Raw genomic sequence first — 20,069 nt, 5'->3', positions numbered from 1 at the left:
GGCGCGTCGGGGGTGCCGACGTCGGAGGCGCAGGTGCCGGGGGCGCGTCGGTGCGGGTCCAAGAGATGCTCACAGCGCTGCCCCTTTCAAAGCCGCCGCGCTGCTGCCTGCAGCGCGCGCCGCCAACGTCAGCCGGTACGCCTTCTCCGAGTCCGCGGCAACCCGGTCCCAGGAATAGCGCGCCGCCGCCCTGGTCCTGCCGGCGGCGCCAAATTCCTGGCGGAGCTGGGGACTGGACAGCAGCATGGCCAGGGCGTCCGCGGTGGCCTCCGGCGCGCGGGGCGGCACGTGGATGCCGGTGGCGTTGTCGAGGACCGTGTCCGCGAGGCCCCCCACTGCGGCCGCCACGACGGGAATGCCGCAGGCCATGGCTTCCAGCGGCACGATGCCGAAGGGTTCGTACCACGGGGTGCAGACCACGGCGTCGGCGCTGCGGAAGATTCCGGGCATGTCTTCCCGCGGAACCTGGCCCTGAAACGTCACGTGCTCGCCGAGGCCGAGTTCCGCTGCCAGTAGCGCCAGCCGCCTGGCTTCAGGATCGGCGTCGGATCCGGTGTTTCCCTTTCCTCCAACGATCAGCAGCTCGGTATCAGGGAAGCCCTTGTCCCGCAGCAGAGCAAGGGCCTGGATCACTGTGTCGACGCCCTTGCGGGGGACCAGCCTGCCTACCGAAAGAATCCTGTGGCGCCGTTTTCCTGTCGCCGCCGTACCAACGGGTGTGAAGAACTCCAGAGCCACGCCGCAGGGAGCGATCGACACTTTGGCAACGTCGATGCCCATGGCTTTGAGTTCGAAGACCTCGTCCGAGCATGTGGCGATGATGCGGTCCGCGGAACGGCCGACGGCAGGTTCGAGCCAGCGGCGCTCCTCGGGGCTGGTGTCTGCCAGCCCCTGGTGCCGCCGCTTGACGGTGCCCAGTGCGTGAAAGGTTTGGACCACAGGGACCCGTGGGCCGGTGCCGGCCGATGCCGCCTCGAGTGCTGCCAGCCCCGACATCCAGAAGTGCGCGTGGACGATGTCCGGTGCCACCGTCTCAAAATCCCTGCCGATCCCGGTCGCGAGATCCCCGATAAAGGGCAGGAGCTCATCCTTGGGCACCTCACATGGCGGTCCGGCATTGACGTGGACCACCTCAAGCCGCGGTTGTACCCGGACACGTTCCGGCAGTGCGGGATCGTCCCGGCGGGTGTAGACCCGGATGTCGTGACCCCGGCGCGCCAAGGCTGCGGACAGCGCGGCAACGTGGACGTTTTGTCCGCCGGCGTCCACCCCGCCCAAGGCGGCGAGCGGACTGGCATGTTCTGAAACCATGGCTATTCTCACCTGGTGCTCCTCTCTCCGGCCTGTCTGAGGCTCCGCTCGGTTCGGTGCGGGTGCCGGGGCAGCTCGCTCAGCAGCGAGTCCCAGTCGTTGAGGAAGCGGGCCAGCCCGTAGCGGGACAGGGCGGCTTCGCGTGCCCGGAGGCCGCGTTGCCGGGCCTCCTCCGGATGCCGGAGCAGGAACCGCGCGGCGCTGACCAGTTCGTCGACGTTTGTTGAAATGGCACCGGCGTCCGGGGGGACGGCCCGGCTGGCCTCTGTCGTGGCCAAGGCCAGCACAGGCGCGCCGAGGTGCATGGCTTCCAGCAGCGCCAAACCCAGCGACGTCCAGCGCAGCGGATGCACGTAGGCCCGGCACCGGGCGACGGCGGCGTGGAGCTGGGGGGCCGGCAGATCGCCGCCGATCCGCAGCCGGGACGCAGGTATTCCTGTGGCGTCCGGCAGTTCCGCTCCTCCCATGCCGAAAACCTGGAGCGGGGCCGCCGCGGCGAAGCGTGAGAGCAGGTCCGTGCCCGTCACGCGTCCCCTGCGCACCGGCTCGTTCACCACCACTGCCAGCTCCGGCGTCTGGCCCGTATAGAGGTACCCGGGATCGTTTATGCCGTGCTCAATGACCACCACCGGTGCGGAGCCGTTGTCCCAGATCAGGGCGTTGAAGTGCGTGACGTGAACCAGCGGAATGGTGCGCTGTTCCGCCAGCGGATGGACCGTGGCAGGAATGTGGCCCTTGGGCGTGTTGTGCTCCACGTACACCGCGGGCAGGTCACGGCCGGGTCTGCGGTGCAGGGTGCGGGCCACTTCGTCGATTTCCTCCGGCCGCTGGAGGACCACGGCGTCAACGCTGTCTGGATCAAGGCTGCGGAGGTCGACGTCCTGTACTGACGCGGGCCATGGGCGGCCCGCACGCCCGAGGCCCCACGGACCCCCCTCCGGCAGGGACGGGAGCAGGTAGCAGTGCGGCCCGCGGACGAAGGCGTCGGTCCAGGACCCATGGACATGCCAGAGCAGAATCCTCATGGGCGGACCTTTCGCCGTGTGGCCAGCGATGAAACGCCGCTGATCAGCCGCTCCACTGCCTCCATGACCTGTTCCGGGGAGACAGAACTCAGGCACGGGTGGCCGGGCACGGGGCAGTCCCGGGCGCGGGTCTGCCGGCACGGCGCGTTCTGGTCACCCAGCAGCTCCAACGGCACGCCGTAGGGAGCCCAACGTACCGCGGGAACGACGGGGGAGAACAGGCAGGCCACCGGCGTTCCCACGGCGGCGGCCAGATGGGCGGGCCCGGTGTTTCCGGTGACCAGCACATCGGCACCGGCAATGACCCCGGCGAGTGCCTTCAGGTCCGTGCGGCCGCCAAGGTCCAGCGCTGCCGGCCCCGCGACGGTCGCGGTCAAGGCCGTCTCGCTGGGCTGTCCGGTCACGACCACCCGGTGTCCGGCGCCCTCGAGCAGTTCCACGGCAGCGGCATGGTGCAGCGGCGGCCAGACGCGCGACGGCGCCGACGCTCCGGGATGCACCACGACATATGGCCCCTCACCGGCGAGGCCATGGACGTCGGGAACTTCCGAAATCCTCAGTCGGCCGTCGTCGCCGCGGGGAAGGCTGTAGCCGGCGGCCCGGGCGATGCCCAGCGCTCGCTCGGCCTCGGGCTGGTCTTCGGGAAAATCCTCTCCGGGACGCAGCCTGATGTCCAGGAGCGAACCGGGGTAGTCCGTCGACGCAGCCACGGTCCGGGAGACGCCGGCCAACCGCAAAAGCTGTGCCAGCGGCAGCGGCGACTGGTGGAACGACGTCAGGATCACGGCCTCTGTGATGCGCGAGTTCCGGACGAAGTCCACGAACTGCTCGAGGTGCTCACGCGTCACCGGGGGAGGCGGGTTGGCGATCCACGGGCAGTTCCACACGAAAATCTCCGTGACGCCGGGGAGCAGCGCCGCGGCGGCTTCGCCCTGCGGGCCGCAGACGAAGACGACCTCATTGGGTGATCTCCCGTCCGGGTCCGCGCCGTTGGCCGCGGCACGCACGGCGGGCCCGGCGAGAAGAACGTCGCCGATGCTGTCCAGCCGGGCCACGAGCACCCGGCTCACTGCCGGTCCTCCTGCCCGATCGCCGCCACGATCAGCTCGAAGACGCCCTCCAGGTCCGGGGCCACCGTGGCTGCCGCCGCGATCTCACCTTCCAGCGTCACGGCCGTGGGTACCATGATCCCCCAAGACCCCGCCCGCGCGGCGGCCTCGACGTCGGTACCGATGTCGCCGATATACGCCGTCTGGCCAGGTTCGACGCCGAGTCGGCGGCACGCATTCAGAATCATGCCGGGGGCGGGTTTGCGGCACAGGCAGGAGTCATCGGGGCCGTGGAAGCAGACCTCCCAGACGTCGAACGGCCCGAGCAGTTCCTCGACACGCCCGTTGACTGCGTCAACCTGGGCTGGTGTCAGGAGACCGCGGGATACGCCGGACTGGTTCGTCAAAATTCCGGTGCGCAGACCCAGGCCGCGCAGCCGCCGGAGCACATCCCCGGCACGCGGCATCGCCCGCACCAGGTCAGGATCGCCGTTGTACGGCACGTCACGGACCAAGGTGCCGTCCCTGTCGAACAGTGCCGCCAGCAGCCGGAGCCTCCGAGGACTTTCCATATTGTCCCCGTTCCCCGAAACAGGCGCGGCTAAACCCCGTCCCGCCGACAAACGACGGTCCCGCGTACTAGACTCCCCGCACCGGCCAAGGCCGCCAAAGACCAGACCGGACCGGGGACCAGTCCGAAGGACCGGAGATCAGGAGGTTCAGCGGGTGAGCGAGGGCAGTCGGGACGCCGGAGGGCCAATGCTGCGTCTTCCAGAGGCAACAGTCCTCGCAGGAGGCCTCAGCCTGGCGGGATTCGCCGACATCGTCGCAGACGCGCGGCTCGTCGTCTCGGCGGACACCGGCGCCGCACATCTTGCCTCGGCCTACCGCCGGCCCTCGGTGGTGCTGTTCGGTCCGGCGGCGCCGGAGGAGTGGGGGCCACCTCCGGGGCCTCACATTGTGCTTGAACGCCCGGAACTGAGGCGGGGAGATCCTTTCGCATCCGATCCTGACCCGGCCCTTCTCGGCGTCACAGTAGGGGAGGTGCTGGACGCCGTCGGGAGGCTTGAACTCCCTGCGTCCGGCTCCAGCAGCCGGCGCTGAAGGGCCACGAGCACCCGGGCCAGACGCCGCGATACCTGCATCTGCGACACGCCGAACCGCTTACCGAGATCCGCCTGGCTGTCCTCGCAGAAATACCGGCGGTACAGTAGCTCCCGATCCTCGGCCGCGAGCTCGCCGATCGCCTGCCGCAGGCACAGCAGCTGGTCCAAACGCTCCCACGGTTCTTCTCGAAGCGTCGCCGGGAGGTCCGAACGCGCCCCCTGCCCCTGCTGGTCCGCCGCATCGAGGGAATCAGGGCGCATGCTGGCCGCCGCGGCGTGGGCTTCCCGCACAGCGGCCGCGTCCGTCCCCAGCTCAGCCGCCAGCTCGCCGTCCGTGGGCCTGCGCCCCAGCCGTTGCGTCATTTCCGGTTCTGTCCACAGGATCTCTGACCGCAGGTCCTGGACCGGCCTTGGCGGACGCACCATCCAGCAACGATCCCGGAGATAGCGTTTGAGCTCGCCCCTGATCGTGGGCGCAGCATAGGCCGGGAACCCCCCGCCGCGTTCCGAGTCGAAGCCCCGGGCCGCCTTGACCAGGCCGAGGTAGGCGACCTGAAGCAGGTCGGCATGTTCCCTCCCCGGCGCGACGTAGCGGCGGGCAAGGGCCTCGGCCAGATCCATGTGTTCGAATACCAAATCATCGAGGAGGGCTCGGCGGAGCTGGCTTGCGCCCGCTCGTCGGGCCGCCGCGGGTTTATGCGTCATCTCGTCGTCCCCGGTCCGGAGCGGTCGAAAAAGCCCGTGGCTAGGCTCAGCAGTAGCAGACCATAAGGCTGCTTATTAAGCAATGCTTGAATCCGGGCGGCGGCCCTGTTAGGCCGGCCCGTAGCGAGCTACCGAAACGGCCGGTCATGCGGAAGGCCAATGGCAAGGCGGGGTCGTAGCGGCCCGTCTCTACCGGCGTGCGGGCCGGCGGGCTGCTGTGTACGAGGGTTCGCGCAGCCGGGCGGTCCAGGCGTAGGTGCCTGTGCCCGGGAGTGTGTTCAGCACCGGGTCGAACCGTTCCGATGTGTCGGCCGGGCCACCGGCTTCAAGGGTGAGCGTTCCGAACCGGACCCAGCGCCCCATCGGGCGGGCGTGGTAGAGGCCCAGGATCCACGCGTCCTGACCGAGGTCAGCGCGGAAAGTCTGCGGCTCTGCCCGGAGTCGCCCAGGTGCCGACACTGTGCGGGCGGCCAGCAGGAGGGGTCCGGACGCAGTCTTGTACGGCATGAGGGAGCTGAACACGCCCGCGGCAGCGTTCCGCCTGAGGGTGAGGGCGAACCGTCCGGCACGCGATGCCCCGGTGGAGGCCAGCAGGACGTCTGAGGGGGTGCCGTCATTGGCCACACGCAGCGCCAGGCCCAGGATGTCGGGGAACCGGCCGGGCAGGCCGAGGGAGCGGGATAGCCGGGCTGTCACCAAGTCTGTGCCGGCGGTATCGACCCACTCCGTGCCCGAGGCGGAGCCGTGCCGTTCGAGGGTTCCCGTCAGGCGGACCCCCTGGGGGTGGATGGGCCGGTCGGGCCGCACTGCTTTGATCGTGCGGAAAACCCCGGCGAAGCAGGAGCCAAGCGCCCTGCTGATCCTTCGACGCACACTTGCCTTCCTAGCCGTCCGCTGCGGTCAGTGACCGTCAGGGCGGTCCATTGTCGAGGCCTGCTGGTCCTGGGCCGGGCGGGTGGGCACACGTTCGGCATCGGGATGGGGCGGCTTGACCTGAGCCAACCACCGCGTGGTGTGCCCTTGCCCGGGCGGGGAGGCCGGAGGCTGTGCCCTCTCGGGCGTGCTTTCCAGTAGCTGACGGCTGGAACGTGCACGGGCCTGTTCGACCGGCTGCGGAGCCTGGAACGAGGCGATGAATTTGGTCAGTTGTTCCTGCAAGGCATCCCAGCCGTCGTCGTCCCTGGCGACCGGAAACGCGTCGACCTCCGCTTGCCGGGCCGCGTTGAGGGCGGCCTTGCCCGCTTGGGTCAGTTTCACTTGGAGCTGGCGCCGGTCGGCGGCATTCCGGGTTCTTGTGACAAGACCCTGGGATTCCAGCCGCGCCAAGACCCGGCCGAGCGTTTGGCCCTGTACATGGACTTTTGCGGCAAGCTGTTCCTGGTTCATGGGACGGGACGCAACGGCTTCGAGGGCGATGACGGCGGCTCGCGTCAGGCCCAAGGGTGCCAGCGCCTGTTCCTGACGGCGCTGGATTAGTCGGGCCGCCGTCGTAAGTAGCTTGTAGCTGTCCCGCAGATGCGGCCGTTCAGAATCGCGGCTCATCGGTGAGGCCCTTCCGGTAGAGGATCATGCTGAGCCAACGTGAACGAGACAGCCAGGGCCAGGGGATTGGCCTGGCCCTGGCTGCACGCTCAGTTCCTACCGGCGTGTGTCGTCGACGTCATCGGTTTCGATGCGTTCCTTGCGGACTTGCTCATCGACGGTGACTTCATCGGTCACGGTTTCCTTGTCGAGCCGGACCCGTTCAACGGGGACGGCCTCCTTCTCAACGACGGGACGCTCCTCGTGGAGGGTGATTTCGTGTTCCTCATCGCTGATGTCCGGACCGGACAGGGCTTCGGCCCGGTTGGCGTCCGTGATGGGCTCACGCTCGATCCGGACTTCTTCGCGTTGCACCGGAACGGTCTGGGTGACGTTCTCAGTGGTGACGTATTTGCGCAGCCGCACCCGCCCGGTGGCCTGCCGTTCGGTGCCTACATTGAGGCGTTCCTCGGAACGGGTCATGGCATCGTCCGTGGTGGGTCCCGAAGTGTCACGTCCCACGGTCTCGCGGTCGGAAAGCCCGTCCCCTGCCGTTGCGAAGCCGGCAGCCCGGTCGGTTCCGGCGTCGTTTGCGTATTGGCCGGTGGTTGCGTCGGTGTAGGTCTGGCTCAGGCCGCCGAGGCCGTAGTGGTCATACAGGCGGTCCTCCTCTGCCGGGTCGAGGTGGCCATCGGACTCCACGCGGGGCGCGTCCTTGATCTGGGCCTTGGTGTGAGGGACGACGATGTCATCCCCTTCCAGGCGCGCATTTTGGAGCGGAACGAAGGACTCCGACGTGCCGAACAGGCCCGTCTTGACGGTGACCCATGTGGGCTGGCCGTCGGCATCGTCCGCGTACACCTGCCCGATTGAACCGAGCTTGTCCCCATCGGTGGAGAGTACGTTTCCGTTGCGCTTGAGCAGTTCGTCCATGTGTTCCTTGGTGAGCATGATGTCTCCTTGGATCTCGGGTGTGTGGTGTGTGGTCTAAGAGTGGCAACGCCGCGCTGCAGGACACTGCACTTAACCACAATAAGCATGCTTAGTAACTGCTTGGCAAGCGTGTCCAAAAATTTCTTGTCCTTGAGAAAAGTCAGGCGCATTGCGTCTTGCGCATCGGGTAGCAAGCGTGCTTACTATCTACTTAGTAACATTGCTTACTGTTTGATCCAGCACTGCTGGTTCTTGATCGCCAGCTAACCTTTCTGAAAGAGAGCAATGATGACAGAGAACCAATGGCCGCAGACGCCTGAGCCGTATTCCGAGCCCGACGTTTACGCCGGAACCGCTGAAACAACCCCGCTGTCTACCACGCAGGGCGCCTCCACCAAGAAGGACGCTGCTAAGGAAGAAGCTTCGAACGTCGCTGGCCAGGCCGCCGGTGCAGCCCAGAACGTGGCGGGCACCGCGAAGGCCGAGGCCGCGAATGTGGCTTCGGAAGCGAAGACCAGTGCCAAGGATCTTCTTCACCAGGCGAAGTCCGACCTGACAAGTCAGGCAGGCGCCCAGCAGCAAAAGGCTGCTGAAGGTATCCGCACGATTTCCTCGCAGCTGCACTCCATGGCCGATGCCCCGGACCAGCAGGGCGTTGCCTCGGACCTCATCCGTCAGGCCGCGCAACGCTCCGAATCCGTGGCCACCTGGCTGGACAACAGGGACCCAGGATCACTGCTGGACGAGGTGAAATCCTTTGCCCGCCAGCGCCCGGGAACGTTCCTGCTGCTGGCCGCCGGCGCGGGGGTACTCGCGGGACGCCTTGGCAGGAGCCTTCAGGCCGGAGCCCCCGCCACCTCCTCGACAGCTCGGACGGCCCTGCCGCCCCAGCCAGTCCAGCCGCCGATCGCCGAAGGTGTTGCCGGCGTGGGAGAGCCCTTCTACGACGAGACGACTGCGGGAGCACCTGTGTACGGCGGGACCGGCTACGGCGAGCCGGCACGGACGGGCACCGGTCCGGCCTCGGCGCAGACCCTCCCTGGCGGAACCGCCGCAGAGATTCCGTTGCGCGATGTGGAGGACCCCCTCGCCGAAGGTGAAGGGCGTCACCTGTGAGCAGCCAGATACCGGAGACTCCTCCCACAGCTGCCCATGCCAAAGCGGACGCTAATTCCCTAGGAGACCTCCTCGGTGATGTCACCCGGGATCTCTCCACTCTGATGCGCCAGGAAGTGGAACTCGCCAAAGCGGAGGCCAAACAGTCCGCCACGAAGGCGGGCAAGGGCGCCGGCATGCTCGCCGGAGCGGGCGTGGCTGGCCACTTTGTGCTCCTGTTCCTGTCAATTGCCTTGTGGTACGCCCTCGGTTTGCTGATGGGCTTGGGCTGGTCCGCCGTCGTCGTTGCGGTCATCTGGGGCATCATCGCCGCCATCCTGGCCTCAATCGGACGCAAGGAACTCAAGGCGATCAAGGGCATGCCCCAGACCGCTGAAACCATGCAGGAAATTCCACCGACCCTGAAACCCAATGGAGACCAACGATGAGTGAAAACCCGGACGCCATCCGCGCCGACATTGAAGCTACCCGTGCACGCCTCGGCACCAACGTTGACGCGGTCGCCGACAAAGTAACGCCGTCCAACATCGTCCACCGGCAGACCGACAAGGTCAAAGACGCCGTCTTCGGAGTGAAGGAGAAAGTCATGGGCGCAGCCGATCACACCACTGACAAGACTCACAGGGTAACGGACAAAGCAGGAGCCGCAGTGGGCGACGCCGGCTCGGCCGTCAGTTCCACACTGCACGACGCCGGCAGCGCCGTCGCCGACGCTCCGCATAAGGCCGCGGTGAAAACCCAGGGCAACCCGCTGGCGGCAGGGCTCATCGCCTTCGGCGCCGGCCTGCTGGTCTCCTCGCTGATTCCGCCGAGCGAGAAGGAACGTGAGGCGGCAGACGCGCTCAAGAACGCCGCCGAACCGGTCACCACCCAGCTCACCGACGCCGCGAAGGATATGGCCCAGGGGCTGAAGGAACCGGCCCAGGAAGCGGTGGAAAACGTGAAAGCCACGGCCGCCGACGCTGCTGACCACGTCAAGGGAGAAGGCCAGGCGGCCGTCTCCGACGTCAAGGCCACCGCCGCCGACGCCAAGGACCACGTCCAGAACACGTAAGGCCTGCGCTTAAGTTGTGGGCCGGGCCGCACCCCCAGCAGGGGGTGCGGCCCGGGCTATATCACCCTGAAAGGACGGCCACATGGCTACGAATGAAGCTCCGGAAACCAGCACGGCCAAGGCGTCAACGGCGCCCGCGCCGGACGACTCGAGTAAGCCCGACAGCCCCACCGATGTCACCAAGCCGTCCTGGAAGTACATCGCCCGCAAGACGCTGCGCGAGTTCACAAAGGACCAGTGCCCGGACCTGGCCGCGGGCCTAACCTACTACGCCGTCCTTTCGCTTTTCCCGGCCCTGCTGGCCCTGGTGTCGCTCCTGGGGATTTTCGGCGATGCGGAAAAGACCACCACCGCACTGCTGGACATCGCTAAGGGCATCGCGCCCGGCTCCACCCTGGACACCATCAGCGGACCGATCCGCGAACTGACCTCCTCCCCGGCAGCGGGCTTCACGCTGGTCATCGGCCTGGCAACGGCCCTCTGGTCCGCGTCCGGTTACGTCAACGCGTTCGGGCGGGCCATGAACCGGATCTACGAAATCGATGAAGGCCGCGGCTTCGTCAAGCTCCGCGGAACGATGCTGGCTGTCACGGTCCTTTGCGTGGTCATAGTCGCGCTGCTCGCCGCGATGCTGGTGCTCAGCGGCCCGGTCGCCGAAGCGGTGGGCGGGGTCCTCGGCCTCGGGGGCGCCTTCCTGAGCGTTTGGAACATCCTCAAGTGGCCGGTGATCGTGCTGCTGGTGATAGTGGTCATCGCGATCCTGTATTACGCCACCCCGAACGTCAAGCAGCCGAAGATCCGCTGGATGAGCATTGGCTCCTTGATCGCCCTGGTGGCCTTCCTGGTCGCTTCGCTGGGTTTCGGATTTTACGTGGCCAACTTCGCGAACTACAACAAGACCTATGGGGCCATCGGCGGCGTGATTATCATGCTCCTGTGGCTCTGGATCCTGAACATGTCGCTGCTGTTCGGCGCGGAGTTCGACGCCGAGATGGAACGCGGCCGGCAGCTCCAGGCCGGCATTGAAGCCGAGGAGACCATCCAACTGCCGCCCCGGGACACGAAGAAGAGTGACAAACTGCAGGCGAAGGAGGACGAGGACATCCGGAAAGGCCGCGAACTCCGGGAGCAATCCGAGCGCGAAGGGAACGGCCAGAACGGCAGCGGGGACGGCGGCGGGGAAAACTCCAACCGGGAGGGCTCCCACCGCGAAACCCACAGCTGACCCAGGCCGGCTCCGCCGGCCAAACGGTACCGCAGTCCGGGGTACCGCAGGCGGGGCCGGGGTCAGGCGGGGGCGTCGAGGAGTTCGCCGCCGCGCAGGACGCGCAGTAGTTCGAAATGCGGGCTGACGGCGACGACGTCGGCCCGCATTTTCGTCCGGAGGGCTCCAATCTGGGTTTCCAGGCCCAGGACTCGTGCCGGGACCAGCGTTGCCGCCAGAACGGCATCGGCGGCACTCACTCCGGCCGCCAGGGTGGTACGGACAACCTCCAGGAGGGTCGCCGTGCCACCCGCGAGGGCGCCGTTGCTCCTGAGGGTGGCCACGCGGTGGTGCACCGACACCTCGGAGCTGCCCAGTTCGTAGTCGCCGTCCGGCAGGCCGGTCGCGGCCATCGAGTCAGTCACCAGGGCGATGTTCCCGGCTCCCACCAGCTCAAACACCATCCGGACCATCTCAGGGTCGAGGTGGACCCCGTCGCCGATGAGCTCGACGGCAACCGTTCCCCTGGCCGCCAGCCGCAGGCTCGCCGTGACCGGCCCGGGGCTCCGGTGGTGCATCGGAGGCATGCCATTGAACAGGTGTGTCACGGTGGGTCGGGCACGCGGACCGAAGCCCGCGCCCGCTGCCGCACCGCCGATGAGCTCGGCGGCTTCCGCCAGCGAGGCAGCGGCCAGCCCGCAATCGGCATCGGTGTGGCCCAGCGACGGCGTGACGCCATGGGTCGTGAGCATCCGGAGCAGGTCCCCGGCGCCGGGCAGCTCGGGCGCGTAAGTCATGGTGCGCAGGGTTCCGCCGGCGGCCGCCAACATTTTCCGGAGCAGTTCAGGGTCGGGGTCCACCAGCCAGCGCGGATTCTGCGCGCCGCACCGGGAGCGGGCGAGGAACGGGCCCTCCGAGTGGACGCCCGCGATCAGCCCCTCGGCCGCAAGGACCCTTAGTATGCCGAGCGCCCGCACCAGCTCGTCGCTGGAGGCCGCCACGAGGCTGGCCAGCAGGCTGGTGGTCCCGCTGCGGTGCAGGAAGTCCACGGCTTCCCGACAGGCCCGGTCACTTCCGTTCGGGAATCCGCCGCCCGCCGCGCCGTGGCAGTGGAGGTCCACCAGCCCGGGAAGGAGCGAGGCGCCGTCTGGAAGCGGGAGCTCCTGCGCCTCCGGGAGCTGGGCGGGGTCATAGCCGCGGCCGGGCCCCGCGTAGGCGATCCGGTCTCCGGCCACGGCCACCACCCCTTCGTGCGTAATCGCACCTGCACTCACGAGGGTGCCCCTTAGGACGTAAGCCGGCGCGGCTTCGTGGACGTTCATAGTGCCTGGTTTCTGTGCGGCCCGGTCGTAAGCAGGCGGGGACTGTCACTTGAAGACTAGTCGCCCTGCCCCACGCTGGCTGCCGAGCCTTCCCGCGTCGCTCCCGACCGTGCGATATGCCCAACCCGTCGTTCGCAGTGGTCGACGCATCGCGGACCAAGAATGCAACCAGGTCCCGTCGCATGCAACTTCTTCCCCCGGCCCCTTAGGTGCGTCTTTCACCCGCGTGCCTGCCGACGTCGTCCTTCAAGAGCGGCGGCCTGCAGGGGCCGGGCTATTGACCGTGTCGGGCATCACAGCCTACTCTAATGCAACAGCGTTGCGCTGAATGCAACTAATGCGGCAGAAAGGCACCACCACCATGACCATCACCTCCGACAACGCTTCGTCCATCGCCGAACTGGAGCGTCTGAAAGTCCTGCACAACGGCCAGAAGGAAAAGCTGACCTTTTCCAACGCCGAGTTTGAGCGCCGGCTCGGCGGACTGCGCCGGATCATGGCAGAGAAGGACCTGGACGCCGTCGTCCTGACCAGCTACCACTCCATCAAGTACTACTCCGACTTCCTCTTCACCTACTTCGGCCGCTCCTACGCCATGGTGGTCACCCGGGACGACACCGTCACGGTCACGGCCAACATCGACGCCGGCATGCCGTGGCGGCGCAGCTACGGCGACAACGTGGTCTACACGGACTGGCGCAGGGACAACTACATCTTCGCCATCCAGGAGGCGCTCCGGACCCGCGGCATCAACCCCCGCCGGCTCGGCGTGGAAGACGATTCGCTCCCGCTGGACAACCGAAACAAGATTCAGGCGGCCTTCGAGAACGCCACCCTGGTGGACGTGGCCCAGGCGGCCATGCGTCAGCGGATGATCAAGTCTGCCGAAGAGATCGAGGTGATCAAGCATGGGGCCCGGATCGGCGACCTGGGCGGCGAGGCCATCCGCAACGCCATCACCGCCGGCATCACCGAATATGAGGTCGCCCTCATCGGTACCGAAGCCATGGTCCACGAAATTGCCCGGACCTTCCCGGATTCGGAAATCCGCGACACATGGGTGTGGTTCCAGTCCGGAATCAACACCGACGGCGCCCACAACTGGGCCACCACGCGGAAGATCCAGGAACACGACATCCTGTCCCTGAACTGCTTCCCGATGACCTCCGGCTACTACACCGCCCTGGAGCGGACCCTGTTCTATGGCGAACCGGATGCCCGCTCCCTCGAGCTGTGGAACATCAACGTCGAAGTCCACAGGCGGGGCCTCGAACTCATTAAGCCCGGAGCTGTCTGCAAGGACATTGCCGCCGAGCTAAACGAGATCTACGTTGGCCGCGGACTCCTTGCCAACCGGACGTTCGGCTATGGACACTCCTTCGGCGTCCTGAGCCACTACTACGGCCGGGAAGCCGGACTGGAACTCCGCGAGGACATCGACACGGTTCTCGAGCCCGGCATGGTGGTCTCCATGGAACCCATGATCACGGTCCTGGACGGCCAGCCCGGTGCCGGCGGCTACCGTGAGCACGACATCCTGGTGGTCGGCGATGAGGGGGCCGAGAACATCACGAAGTTCCCCTTCGGCCCCGAACACAACATCGTGGGCGCCTGACCGGCCCACGCCCCCTGCAAAGACCCCGCAACGAAGCGGCGCCACGTCCGAGACGTGGCGCCGCTTTCCGGCCCTCATAAGCAATGATGGTAAACACCATGACCCCAGCAGAATCTCCCGAGGCCAGCGCAAACGGCGACACGAAGGGCGCATCCGTCATAGTCAACGCCATCGCCGTGCTGAGAACGTTCACCGCCGATGAGCCACTGCTCGGAGTCACCGAGATCGCCAACCGGGTGGGGCTGCACAAGAGCACCGTTTCGCGCATCCTGGCCACCTTTGAACAGGAACGGCTGGTGGAACGTGACCCGGAAACTCGCCGCTTCCGGCTGGGACTGGGGCTGATCGCCGTCGCCGGGCCGCTGCTGGCCGAACTGGAAGAACGGCGCGTGGCCTACCCGGTCCTGCAGGAACTCGCCGAACAGACCGGCGAAACCAGTGCCCTCATGGTCTGGAACGGCGCCGAGTCAATGTGTGTGGAGCAGATCGCCAGCCACCACCAGATCAAGCACACCACTCCGCTGGGTGCGCGCTACAAGGACGCCATGAGCGCCTCCGTGCAGGTCTTCCTGGCCGCCGAGCAGGCCGAACGTGTCCGTGCACTGCTGCGTAGCGGGGAGATCAGCTATCCGGGACTCGATGATGCCGGCCTGGACGGCTACCAGGCCAGGCTTAAGGAGGTGGCCGAGCGGGGCTGGGCCGTCAACTACGGCGAATCCTCCGTCGACGAAGTGGGCGTGTCCGCCCCCGTCTACGACCACCGAGGCGACGTCGCGGCGGCCGTCCTGATTCCGGCGCCGCGGTTCCGCGTCTCCCCGGAGCGGCTGCAAAGCCTGGGCGAAGCCTGCACAGCCGCGGCCCACAAAGTCACCACACGCCTGGGCGGCCGCGCGCCCCGGGCCAAAGGCTGACGCGGGCAGCCCTGCCCGGTCATAACCCTGCCGGGTCTCAACCCTGTCCCTCTCAATCGAGCCGGACCAGCCGCGTGGCCAGGTGCAGTGCCGCGAGCCGGCCGGTGCGCCGGGGGTCGCCGTCGCACAATTCGAAGATCCGCTGCAGCCGCTGATGCATCGACTGCCGCTCCACGTGCAGTTCCCTGGCCGCCTGGGCGGTGTTGCAACCGGAGTCCAGCCAGGTGGCCAGGGTGCCCACCAGCCGTGAATTACGTTGCGCGTCATGATCCAGAAGCGCGCCCAGCTGCTGGCGCACAAAGTTCCGCCGCTGGTCAGCGCCCAGGCTGCCCATAGCGAGGCGTTCGATGGCGAATTCCTCACAATCGATCACGGGACTGCGCGGACCGTGGGTTCCGGTGTGTGAGTGTCCCAGCGCGTGTGCCAAATCCAGGGTGAGCCTGGCTTCCGACAGCGACCAGGGGGCTTCCGAAATTTCGGCGGCCAGCGGGCCAACGGCGAGGCGCGTATCCGACGGGGCCGAAAGTGCCCGCAATCCGGCCAGCAGAGCGTGCCGGCTTTCGCCCGGAGCATCTCCAGCGACCACTGCCACTGCCAGGAGCTCAGCGTTATCGACATAGGTGGCGCTGGGCTGCCCCGCCCGGGCCAGGAGGTGCTCCACGGACCCTCGGAGATGCTGGAGCATGCCGGACCGGATCACGATGGCTACAAGTGGGGCAGTCGATGGGATCCCGGCTGCCGAAGCCAGCTGCTGGAGCCGCCAGGCCTGGCTGCCTGAATCAACAGCGCGAAGCAGCGCCGCCGCGGCGACTTCCTTCAGCCCGGGAGACATCCGCTGCAGCAGTGCCAGGGCCAGGATGTCCACCGAGCGGTTTCCGGCTGTGCGGGCCAGGTTCTGGTCCTCGTCCGCCGGGACCCGGAGCAACAGCTGCGCTGCAAGGATGCCACGGATCGGCACATCGATGTGGATTAGGCGTCCTTGCTCCTGCGGCCGTCCTTGCTCCTGCGGTTCCAAGGAGGAGGCGTCGGCGTCGTCCGCATCGGCAGCGTTGGCCGACGCCGGGCTGGCGCTGGCCAGGGTCGCACCCGATACGGACGTCAAGGTCACCTCGGCATGGGAAATGCCGGCCAGAACTGCCAGAATCCGGTCGAGGCCACCGCCGTGTGCCAGTTCGACGGCCATCGCGTGACTGGCCTCCTCGGCCCGCCGCAAATGCGATACCGAATCACTGACCAGCATGGAGTTGATGGCCTGCGTGACCCCGACGAACGGCACCACCGCACGAAGTTCAATCAGTGGCAGGCCGGCTGCTTCGGCGGCGGACACCATGGAGGACGGCAGGGTCGGAAGGGCATCCCCGGTTTCGATGGCTACGGCCGCAACGCCCCGTTCTGCAAGTTGGTGGATGTAGTTGACCTGCCGCTCCTCAGACGCGAGGGCGAGGGCTTCTCCGCCCGTCAGCAAAAGCTCCCCGCCAGCCAGCAGGGGTGCAATGTCAATAATTTCACTGGAGTGAATCCACCGAAGCTGCGCCCGGGCGGCAGCCTTGGCCCCTGCTCGGATGATGGGATCGGCCGCAGCCAGGGTCGGATGCTTCAAGGCATCTTCAAGACGTATGGACATTACACTCCGTCGCATTGCTCTACGTTTATTCAGACACATTGTATATAGTCGGATGTGGCGTGTGACACATAACCTTGAGGAATCCCACACACCCTCGGAGGCTCCAAATGCGTCAAAAATCCCCTGCGGTCCCTGCTGGCGCCGCGCCGGAGGCGAGCGTAGACCACGAAGCGTGGCTTCAGCCCATCCCCGAATCACAGCGGACCCGCAAGGTCTCAGGCCAATTCTGGATCTGGGCCGGTGCCAACCTCGCCCCGATCAACTGGGTGCTTGGAGCGCTGGGCATCCAACTCGGCCTGGGCTTCGCGGACACCGTCACGGTGCTGGTTCTTGGAAACCTCATCGGGATGCTGCTCTTCGGGTGCTTTGTCCTGCTGGGCCAAAAGACAGGAGCGACCGGCATGGTGCTGGCCCGGGCCGCCTTCGGTCGGCGTGGCAACTACCTGCCCGCCGGCATCCAAGCTCTTCTGGTGATCGGCTGGTGTGCAGTCAACACCTGGATCATTCTGGACCTGGTCATGGCCCTGTTCGGAACCCTCGGCTGGGTTGACCCGGAGGCCAAGAACTACGCCTGGAAAATTGGCATCGCCACCTTCATCATGGCTGTACAGGTAGCCATCGCCTGGTTCGGTTACAAAGCCATTGCTGCCTTCGAGAAGTGGACCGTGCCGCCCACCATCATCATCCTGACCGTGATGTCGGCAGTGGCCTGGTTCGGCATGAAGATCAACTGGACCTACGCCGGCCCTGCCGGCCACATCCTGGAAGGCTCCGAACGCATCGCTGCGATGAGCGCAGTCATGACGGCCATCGGCATCGGCTGGGGCATCACCTGGTTCACCTACGCCGCGGATTACTCCCGCTTTGTCAGCACTTCGGTGCCCAAGCGCAAGGTCTACCTCGCCTCGGTGCTGGGCCAGTTCATCCCGGTCGTCTGGCTGGGCATCCTGGGGGCCAGCCTGGCGACCAACACCGGTGAAATTGATCCGGGCAAACTCATCGTCCAGAACTTCGGCGCGCTGGCCCTCCCGGTGCTGCTCATGGTGCTGCACGGCCCGATCGCGACCAACATCTTGAACATCTACACCTTTTCCGTCGCCACGCAGGCCCTGGACATCTCCATCAGCCGGCGCAAGTTGAACCTGTTTGTCGGCGTCTTCTCCCTCGCGGCCGTGATCTTCTTCATCTTCCAGGAGGATTTCGCCTCCGTGCTGGATGCCTGGCTGATTGGGCTGGTCGCCTGGGTGGCTGCCTGGGGCGGAGTCATGCTGGTCCACTACTTCTGGATCGAGAAGCGCTGGCCCGCCGACACCGCCAGGCTCTTCGACCCCGTCGGCACCAAGCGCCTTCCGGCGCTGAACCCGGCCGGCATCGCCTCCCTGCTCATCGGCATCTTCGCCACCTGGCTGTTCATGTACGGACTGGTGCCGGTCATGCAGGGACCCATCGCCGTCGCCCTGGGCGGATGGGACCTGTCCTGGCTCGCCGGGGGACTCGCCAGCGCAGCGTCCTACGCCGTGCTGGGGCCGCGGTTCCACCGGAAGTTCCTTCCCGGACACAACGCCAGCGAACAGACCGCAGATGCACCTGACGCAACCGGCCTTCCGGTCACATCAACCACCCCCGCCGCTCTTTAGCAGGAGACCAACCCGTGAACTTCTTCCCCGCCTTCGCTGACACCGCCCATCCCATCACCTGGCCGGAAGGCCATCGCGCCGCAGCGTCCTTCACCTTCGACGTCGACGCCGAATCCTGCACCATCGCCCATGACCCGCAGAGCACCAGGCGCATGTCACTCATGACGCACCAGTCCTACGGACCCAAGGTCGCCGTCCCACGGCTCCTGCAGATCCTCGAGCGACAGGAGATCCAGGCGACGTTCTTTGTTCCGGGTTTCACGGCCGAATGCTACCCGGATGTGGTCCGCCGGATCGCGGACGGCGGCCACGAGATCGCCCACCACGGATATCTGCACGAACCGATGCAGGGCATCGACGCCGCAACCGAGGCACGGTACCTGGACCGGGGCCTGGACGCACTGGCCAAGGCCGCCGGTGTCCGGCCCACGGGCTACCGTGCACCGTGGTGGGAGCTCAACTGGCATTCCGCAACGCTCCTCGCCGACCGCGGGTTCCTCTACGACTCAAGCCTGCTCGACGGCGACGCACCCTACCGCTTCAGCGTGGCCGAGGGCGACCCTCGCGATCTCGTGGAGATTCCCGTCGACTGGGCCCTGGACGACTGGGAACAGTACGCCTTCTACCCCGGGGTCACCGGAAGCGGGGTCATCGAAAGCCCGGCCAAGGTCCTCGAAATGTGGACGCTGGAGGCCGAAGCCCACCATGCCGCCGGGACATGCTTCGTCCTGACTAACCACCCTTTCATCTCCGGCCGGCCGTCCAAGGCCGTGGCCCTGGAAAAGTTGATCGACCGAGTCAAGTCCATGGACGGCATGTGGGTCACCACCATGGAAAAGATCGCCCAGCACACCCGCGAGTCTGTCCAGGAAATCCACAGCCACGCACGCATCGAGGTCCCCGCGTTCCCGGATACCGGCGCGCGCTTCACCCCGGCGGCTATCCGGCAGCCGCAGGGAGCCCCGGCACGGCGGGGGGCCGGAATCTAGGCACAGTTTCGCCCCAGGAAGCACAGGTCCCCGGCACGGCCCCTCACCAGAAGGTGGCCGTACCGGGGACCTTCCGGTGTGCACGTCCGGCCATCGGTAGTCGGCGCGGCTAGCCGGTCTTGGCCATTGCGTAGGCGATGGTGGCGTAGGCCAGGGCGCCCGACATTTCCTGGAGCAGGTCCGGGTTGGTGTTGGCGATGGTGTCGCAGGCCTCGTGGTAGCACGGGTCAAGGTCCTTGCCGGCCGCACCGCCGTAGGCCTGCACCTGGGCCTGGGTCTTTCTCTTCTCGTCGCCGGTGAAGAGCCCGCCGCCGGGAATGCCCGCCGAGAGGAACGCGTCGTAGTCGGACCCGCCGTCAAAGGGCGTGGTCTCGGCGGGAAGCGAGTTCTCCTCGAAGAAGCGGAAGAGGATGTCCTCGACCGCCTTCGACCCGTCCGGCCCGGCGTGGCCGAAGTCCGTGCCGTCCCCGTCGTGGACGGACCGCACCCCGTTGGGCGAGGCCGCCATGTCCACGTTCAGATTCGCCGTGGTCTGGCCCTTCTCGGCCGCGCTGAGTTCGTCGACGTAATGCTGGGACCCGTAGAGCCCGTCCTCTTCGCCGCCCCAGAACGCAAACCGGACCCGGTTGGCCGGCGCGATCCCGGCCTCCTTCATCCACCGGGCGGTCTCCAGGACCGCCGCGACGCCGCTGGCATTGTCATTGATCCCCGGCCCCTCACGTACCGAATCCAGGTGCGCGCCCACCACCACCGTGTGCCCGGCGCTGCCCCCGGTGTCGGCCAGGATGTTGAACGACTCCACCTGCTGCCGGCGCCGGCCCTCCCGTTCAAAGCTGAAGGTCTGCCGGACCGGCGAGTACCCGGCCGCACGCAGCTGCTCCTCGACGTAGCGGGCCGACTCCTCATACCCGGACGTGCCCGAAGCCCGGTTCCCGTCATTGGCATCG

19 protein-coding genes and 1 pseudogene are annotated in these 20,069 nt (G+C 66.9%); 9 read left to right on the top strand and 11 right to left on the bottom strand.

Annotated elements, in window-relative coordinates; all coding sequences use genetic code 11:
- Positions 1–69: 69 nt before the first annotated feature.
- From BM372_RS09720 to BM372_RS09705, 4 genes are read right to left on the bottom strand one after another with little or no spacing between them, the layout of a single operon-like run.
- On the bottom strand, positions 70–1,323 hold the full coding sequence (locus BM372_RS09720) for a glycosyltransferase (RefSeq protein WP_090954634.1): 1,254 nt from the start codon (positions 1,321–1,323) through the stop codon (positions 70–72).
- Positions 1,320–2,336 (bottom strand): glycosyltransferase, encoded by a 1,017-nt coding sequence (locus tag BM372_RS09715; protein WP_090954632.1) that lies wholly within the window; start codon positions 2,334–2,336, stop codon positions 1,320–1,322. The genes BM372_RS09720 and BM372_RS09715 overlap by 4 nt, the downstream gene beginning before the upstream one ends.
- The gene (locus BM372_RS09710; RefSeq protein WP_090954630.1) at positions 2,333–3,406 is read right to left on the bottom strand and encodes a glycosyltransferase family 9 protein; all 1,074 of its coding nucleotides are present in this window, start codon (positions 3,404–3,406) and stop codon (positions 2,333–2,335) included. Before BM372_RS09710 ends, BM372_RS09715 begins: the two co-directional genes overlap by 4 nt.
- Positions 3,403–3,957 (bottom strand): D-glycero-alpha-D-manno-heptose-1,7-bisphosphate 7-phosphatase, encoded by a 555-nt coding sequence (locus tag BM372_RS09705; RefSeq protein WP_090954628.1) that lies wholly within the window; start codon positions 3,955–3,957, stop codon positions 3,403–3,405. The genes BM372_RS09710 and BM372_RS09705 overlap by 4 nt, the downstream gene beginning before the upstream one ends.
- 211 nt (positions 3,958–4,168) lie before the next feature.
- Here BM372_RS09705 and BM372_RS09700 point away from each other — a divergent pair.
- Positions 4,169–4,453: pseudogene (locus BM372_RS09700) on the top strand (glycosyltransferase family 9 protein); the annotation flags it as partial.
- Here the strand turns inward: BM372_RS09700 and BM372_RS09695 are convergent.
- From BM372_RS09695 to BM372_RS09680, 4 genes are all read right to left on the bottom strand, one after another.
- Positions 4,339–5,196 (bottom strand): sigma-70 family RNA polymerase sigma factor, encoded by an 858-nt coding sequence (locus BM372_RS09695; protein ID WP_090954625.1) that lies wholly within the window; start codon positions 5,194–5,196, stop codon positions 4,339–4,341. The pseudogene BM372_RS09700 and the gene BM372_RS09695 sit on opposite strands and share 115 nt — an antisense overlap.
- Positions 5,197–5,385: 189 nt before the next feature.
- Positions 5,386–6,069, bottom strand: coding sequence for a hypothetical protein (locus BM372_RS09690; protein WP_090954622.1), 684 nt, complete (start codon positions 6,067–6,069; stop codon positions 5,386–5,388).
- A gap of 27 nt (positions 6,070–6,096) precedes the next feature.
- Positions 6,097–6,738 (bottom strand): MarR family winged helix-turn-helix transcriptional regulator, encoded by a 642-nt coding sequence (locus tag BM372_RS09685; protein ID WP_090954620.1) that lies wholly within the window; start codon positions 6,736–6,738, stop codon positions 6,097–6,099.
- A gap of 96 nt (positions 6,739–6,834) precedes the next feature.
- Positions 6,835–7,668 carry a DUF2382 domain-containing protein gene (locus BM372_RS09680; RefSeq protein WP_090954618.1) on the bottom strand — a complete coding sequence of 278 codons (834 nt, stop codon included), beginning with the start codon at positions 7,666–7,668 and terminating at the stop codon, positions 6,835–6,837.
- Between the two features lie 270 nt (positions 7,669–7,938).
- Between BM372_RS09680 and BM372_RS09675 the strand changes: the two genes are divergently transcribed.
- From BM372_RS09675 to BM372_RS09660, 4 genes are all read left to right on the top strand, one after another.
- The gene (locus BM372_RS09675; RefSeq protein ID WP_090955080.1) at positions 7,939–8,766 is read left to right on the top strand and encodes a hypothetical protein; all 828 of its coding nucleotides are present in this window, start codon (positions 7,939–7,941) and stop codon (positions 8,764–8,766) included.
- A complete protein-coding gene (locus BM372_RS09670) occupies positions 8,763–9,194 on the top strand; it encodes a phage holin family protein (RefSeq protein ID WP_090954616.1) in 432 nt (143 codons plus the stop codon). Before BM372_RS09675 ends, BM372_RS09670 begins: the two co-directional genes overlap by 4 nt.
- A complete protein-coding gene (locus tag BM372_RS09665; protein ID WP_090954614.1) occupies positions 9,191–9,820 on the top strand; it encodes a DUF3618 domain-containing protein in 630 nt (209 codons plus the stop codon). Before BM372_RS09670 ends, BM372_RS09665 begins: the two co-directional genes overlap by 4 nt.
- A gap of 82 nt (positions 9,821–9,902) precedes the next feature.
- The gene (locus BM372_RS09660; RefSeq protein ID WP_090954613.1) at positions 9,903–11,045 is read left to right on the top strand and encodes a YihY/virulence factor BrkB family protein; all 1,143 of its coding nucleotides are present in this window, start codon (positions 9,903–9,905) and stop codon (positions 11,043–11,045) included.
- Positions 11,046–11,107: 62 nt separating this feature from the next.
- On the opposite strand, the gene BM372_RS09655 is transcribed toward BM372_RS09660, so the two are convergent.
- Entirely contained in the window at positions 11,108–12,346 is a 1,239-nt protein-coding gene (locus tag BM372_RS09655; protein WP_090954611.1) for an N-acetylglucosamine-6-phosphate deacetylase, read from the bottom strand.
- Positions 12,347–12,707: 361 nt separating this feature from the next.
- Between BM372_RS09655 and BM372_RS09650 the strand changes: the two genes are divergently transcribed.
- Together BM372_RS09650 and BM372_RS09645 are read left to right on the top strand one after the other, a co-directional pair.
- On the top strand, positions 12,708–13,961 hold the full coding sequence (locus BM372_RS09650) for an aminopeptidase P family protein (RefSeq protein WP_090955078.1): 1,254 nt from the start codon (positions 12,708–12,710) through the stop codon (positions 13,959–13,961).
- Positions 13,962–14,059: 98 nt separating this feature from the next.
- On the top strand, positions 14,060–14,872 hold the full coding sequence (locus BM372_RS09645; protein WP_256214158.1) for an IclR family transcriptional regulator: 813 nt from the start codon (positions 14,060–14,062) through the stop codon (positions 14,870–14,872).
- Positions 14,873–14,924: 52 nt separating this feature from the next.
- Here BM372_RS09645 and BM372_RS09640 read toward each other — a convergent pair whose 3' ends face one another.
- Positions 14,925–16,496, bottom strand: a complete 1,572-nt coding sequence (locus tag BM372_RS09640; protein WP_090954607.1) for a PucR family transcriptional regulator — start codon at positions 16,494–16,496, stop codon at positions 14,925–14,927.
- Positions 16,497–16,603: 107 nt separating this feature from the next.
- Here BM372_RS09640 and BM372_RS09635 point away from each other — a divergent pair, with 107 nt between their 5' ends.
- Together BM372_RS09635 and BM372_RS09630 are read left to right on the top strand one after the other, a co-directional pair.
- Positions 16,604–18,133, top strand: a complete 1,530-nt coding sequence (locus BM372_RS09635; protein ID WP_090954605.1) for a purine-cytosine permease family protein — start codon at positions 16,604–16,606, stop codon at positions 18,131–18,133.
- A gap of 14 nt (positions 18,134–18,147) precedes the next feature.
- Positions 18,148–19,122 (top strand): polysaccharide deacetylase family protein, encoded by a 975-nt coding sequence (locus tag BM372_RS09630; protein ID WP_090954603.1) that lies wholly within the window; start codon positions 18,148–18,150, stop codon positions 19,120–19,122.
- Between the two features lie 109 nt (positions 19,123–19,231).
- On the opposite strand, the gene BM372_RS09625 is transcribed toward BM372_RS09630, so the two are convergent.
- Positions 19,232–20,069: M20/M25/M40 family metallo-hydrolase (locus BM372_RS09625; RefSeq protein ID WP_143111454.1), on the bottom strand; the 838-nt coding region annotated here is incomplete at its 5' end.

The organism is Arthrobacter sp. ov118, from assembly GCF_900116495.1.
Lineage (GTDB): Bacteria > Actinomycetota > Actinomycetes > Actinomycetales > Micrococcaceae > Arthrobacter.
Note: the sequence above shows the minus strand (reverse complement) of the source record. Positions and strands in the feature narration are given on the sequence as shown.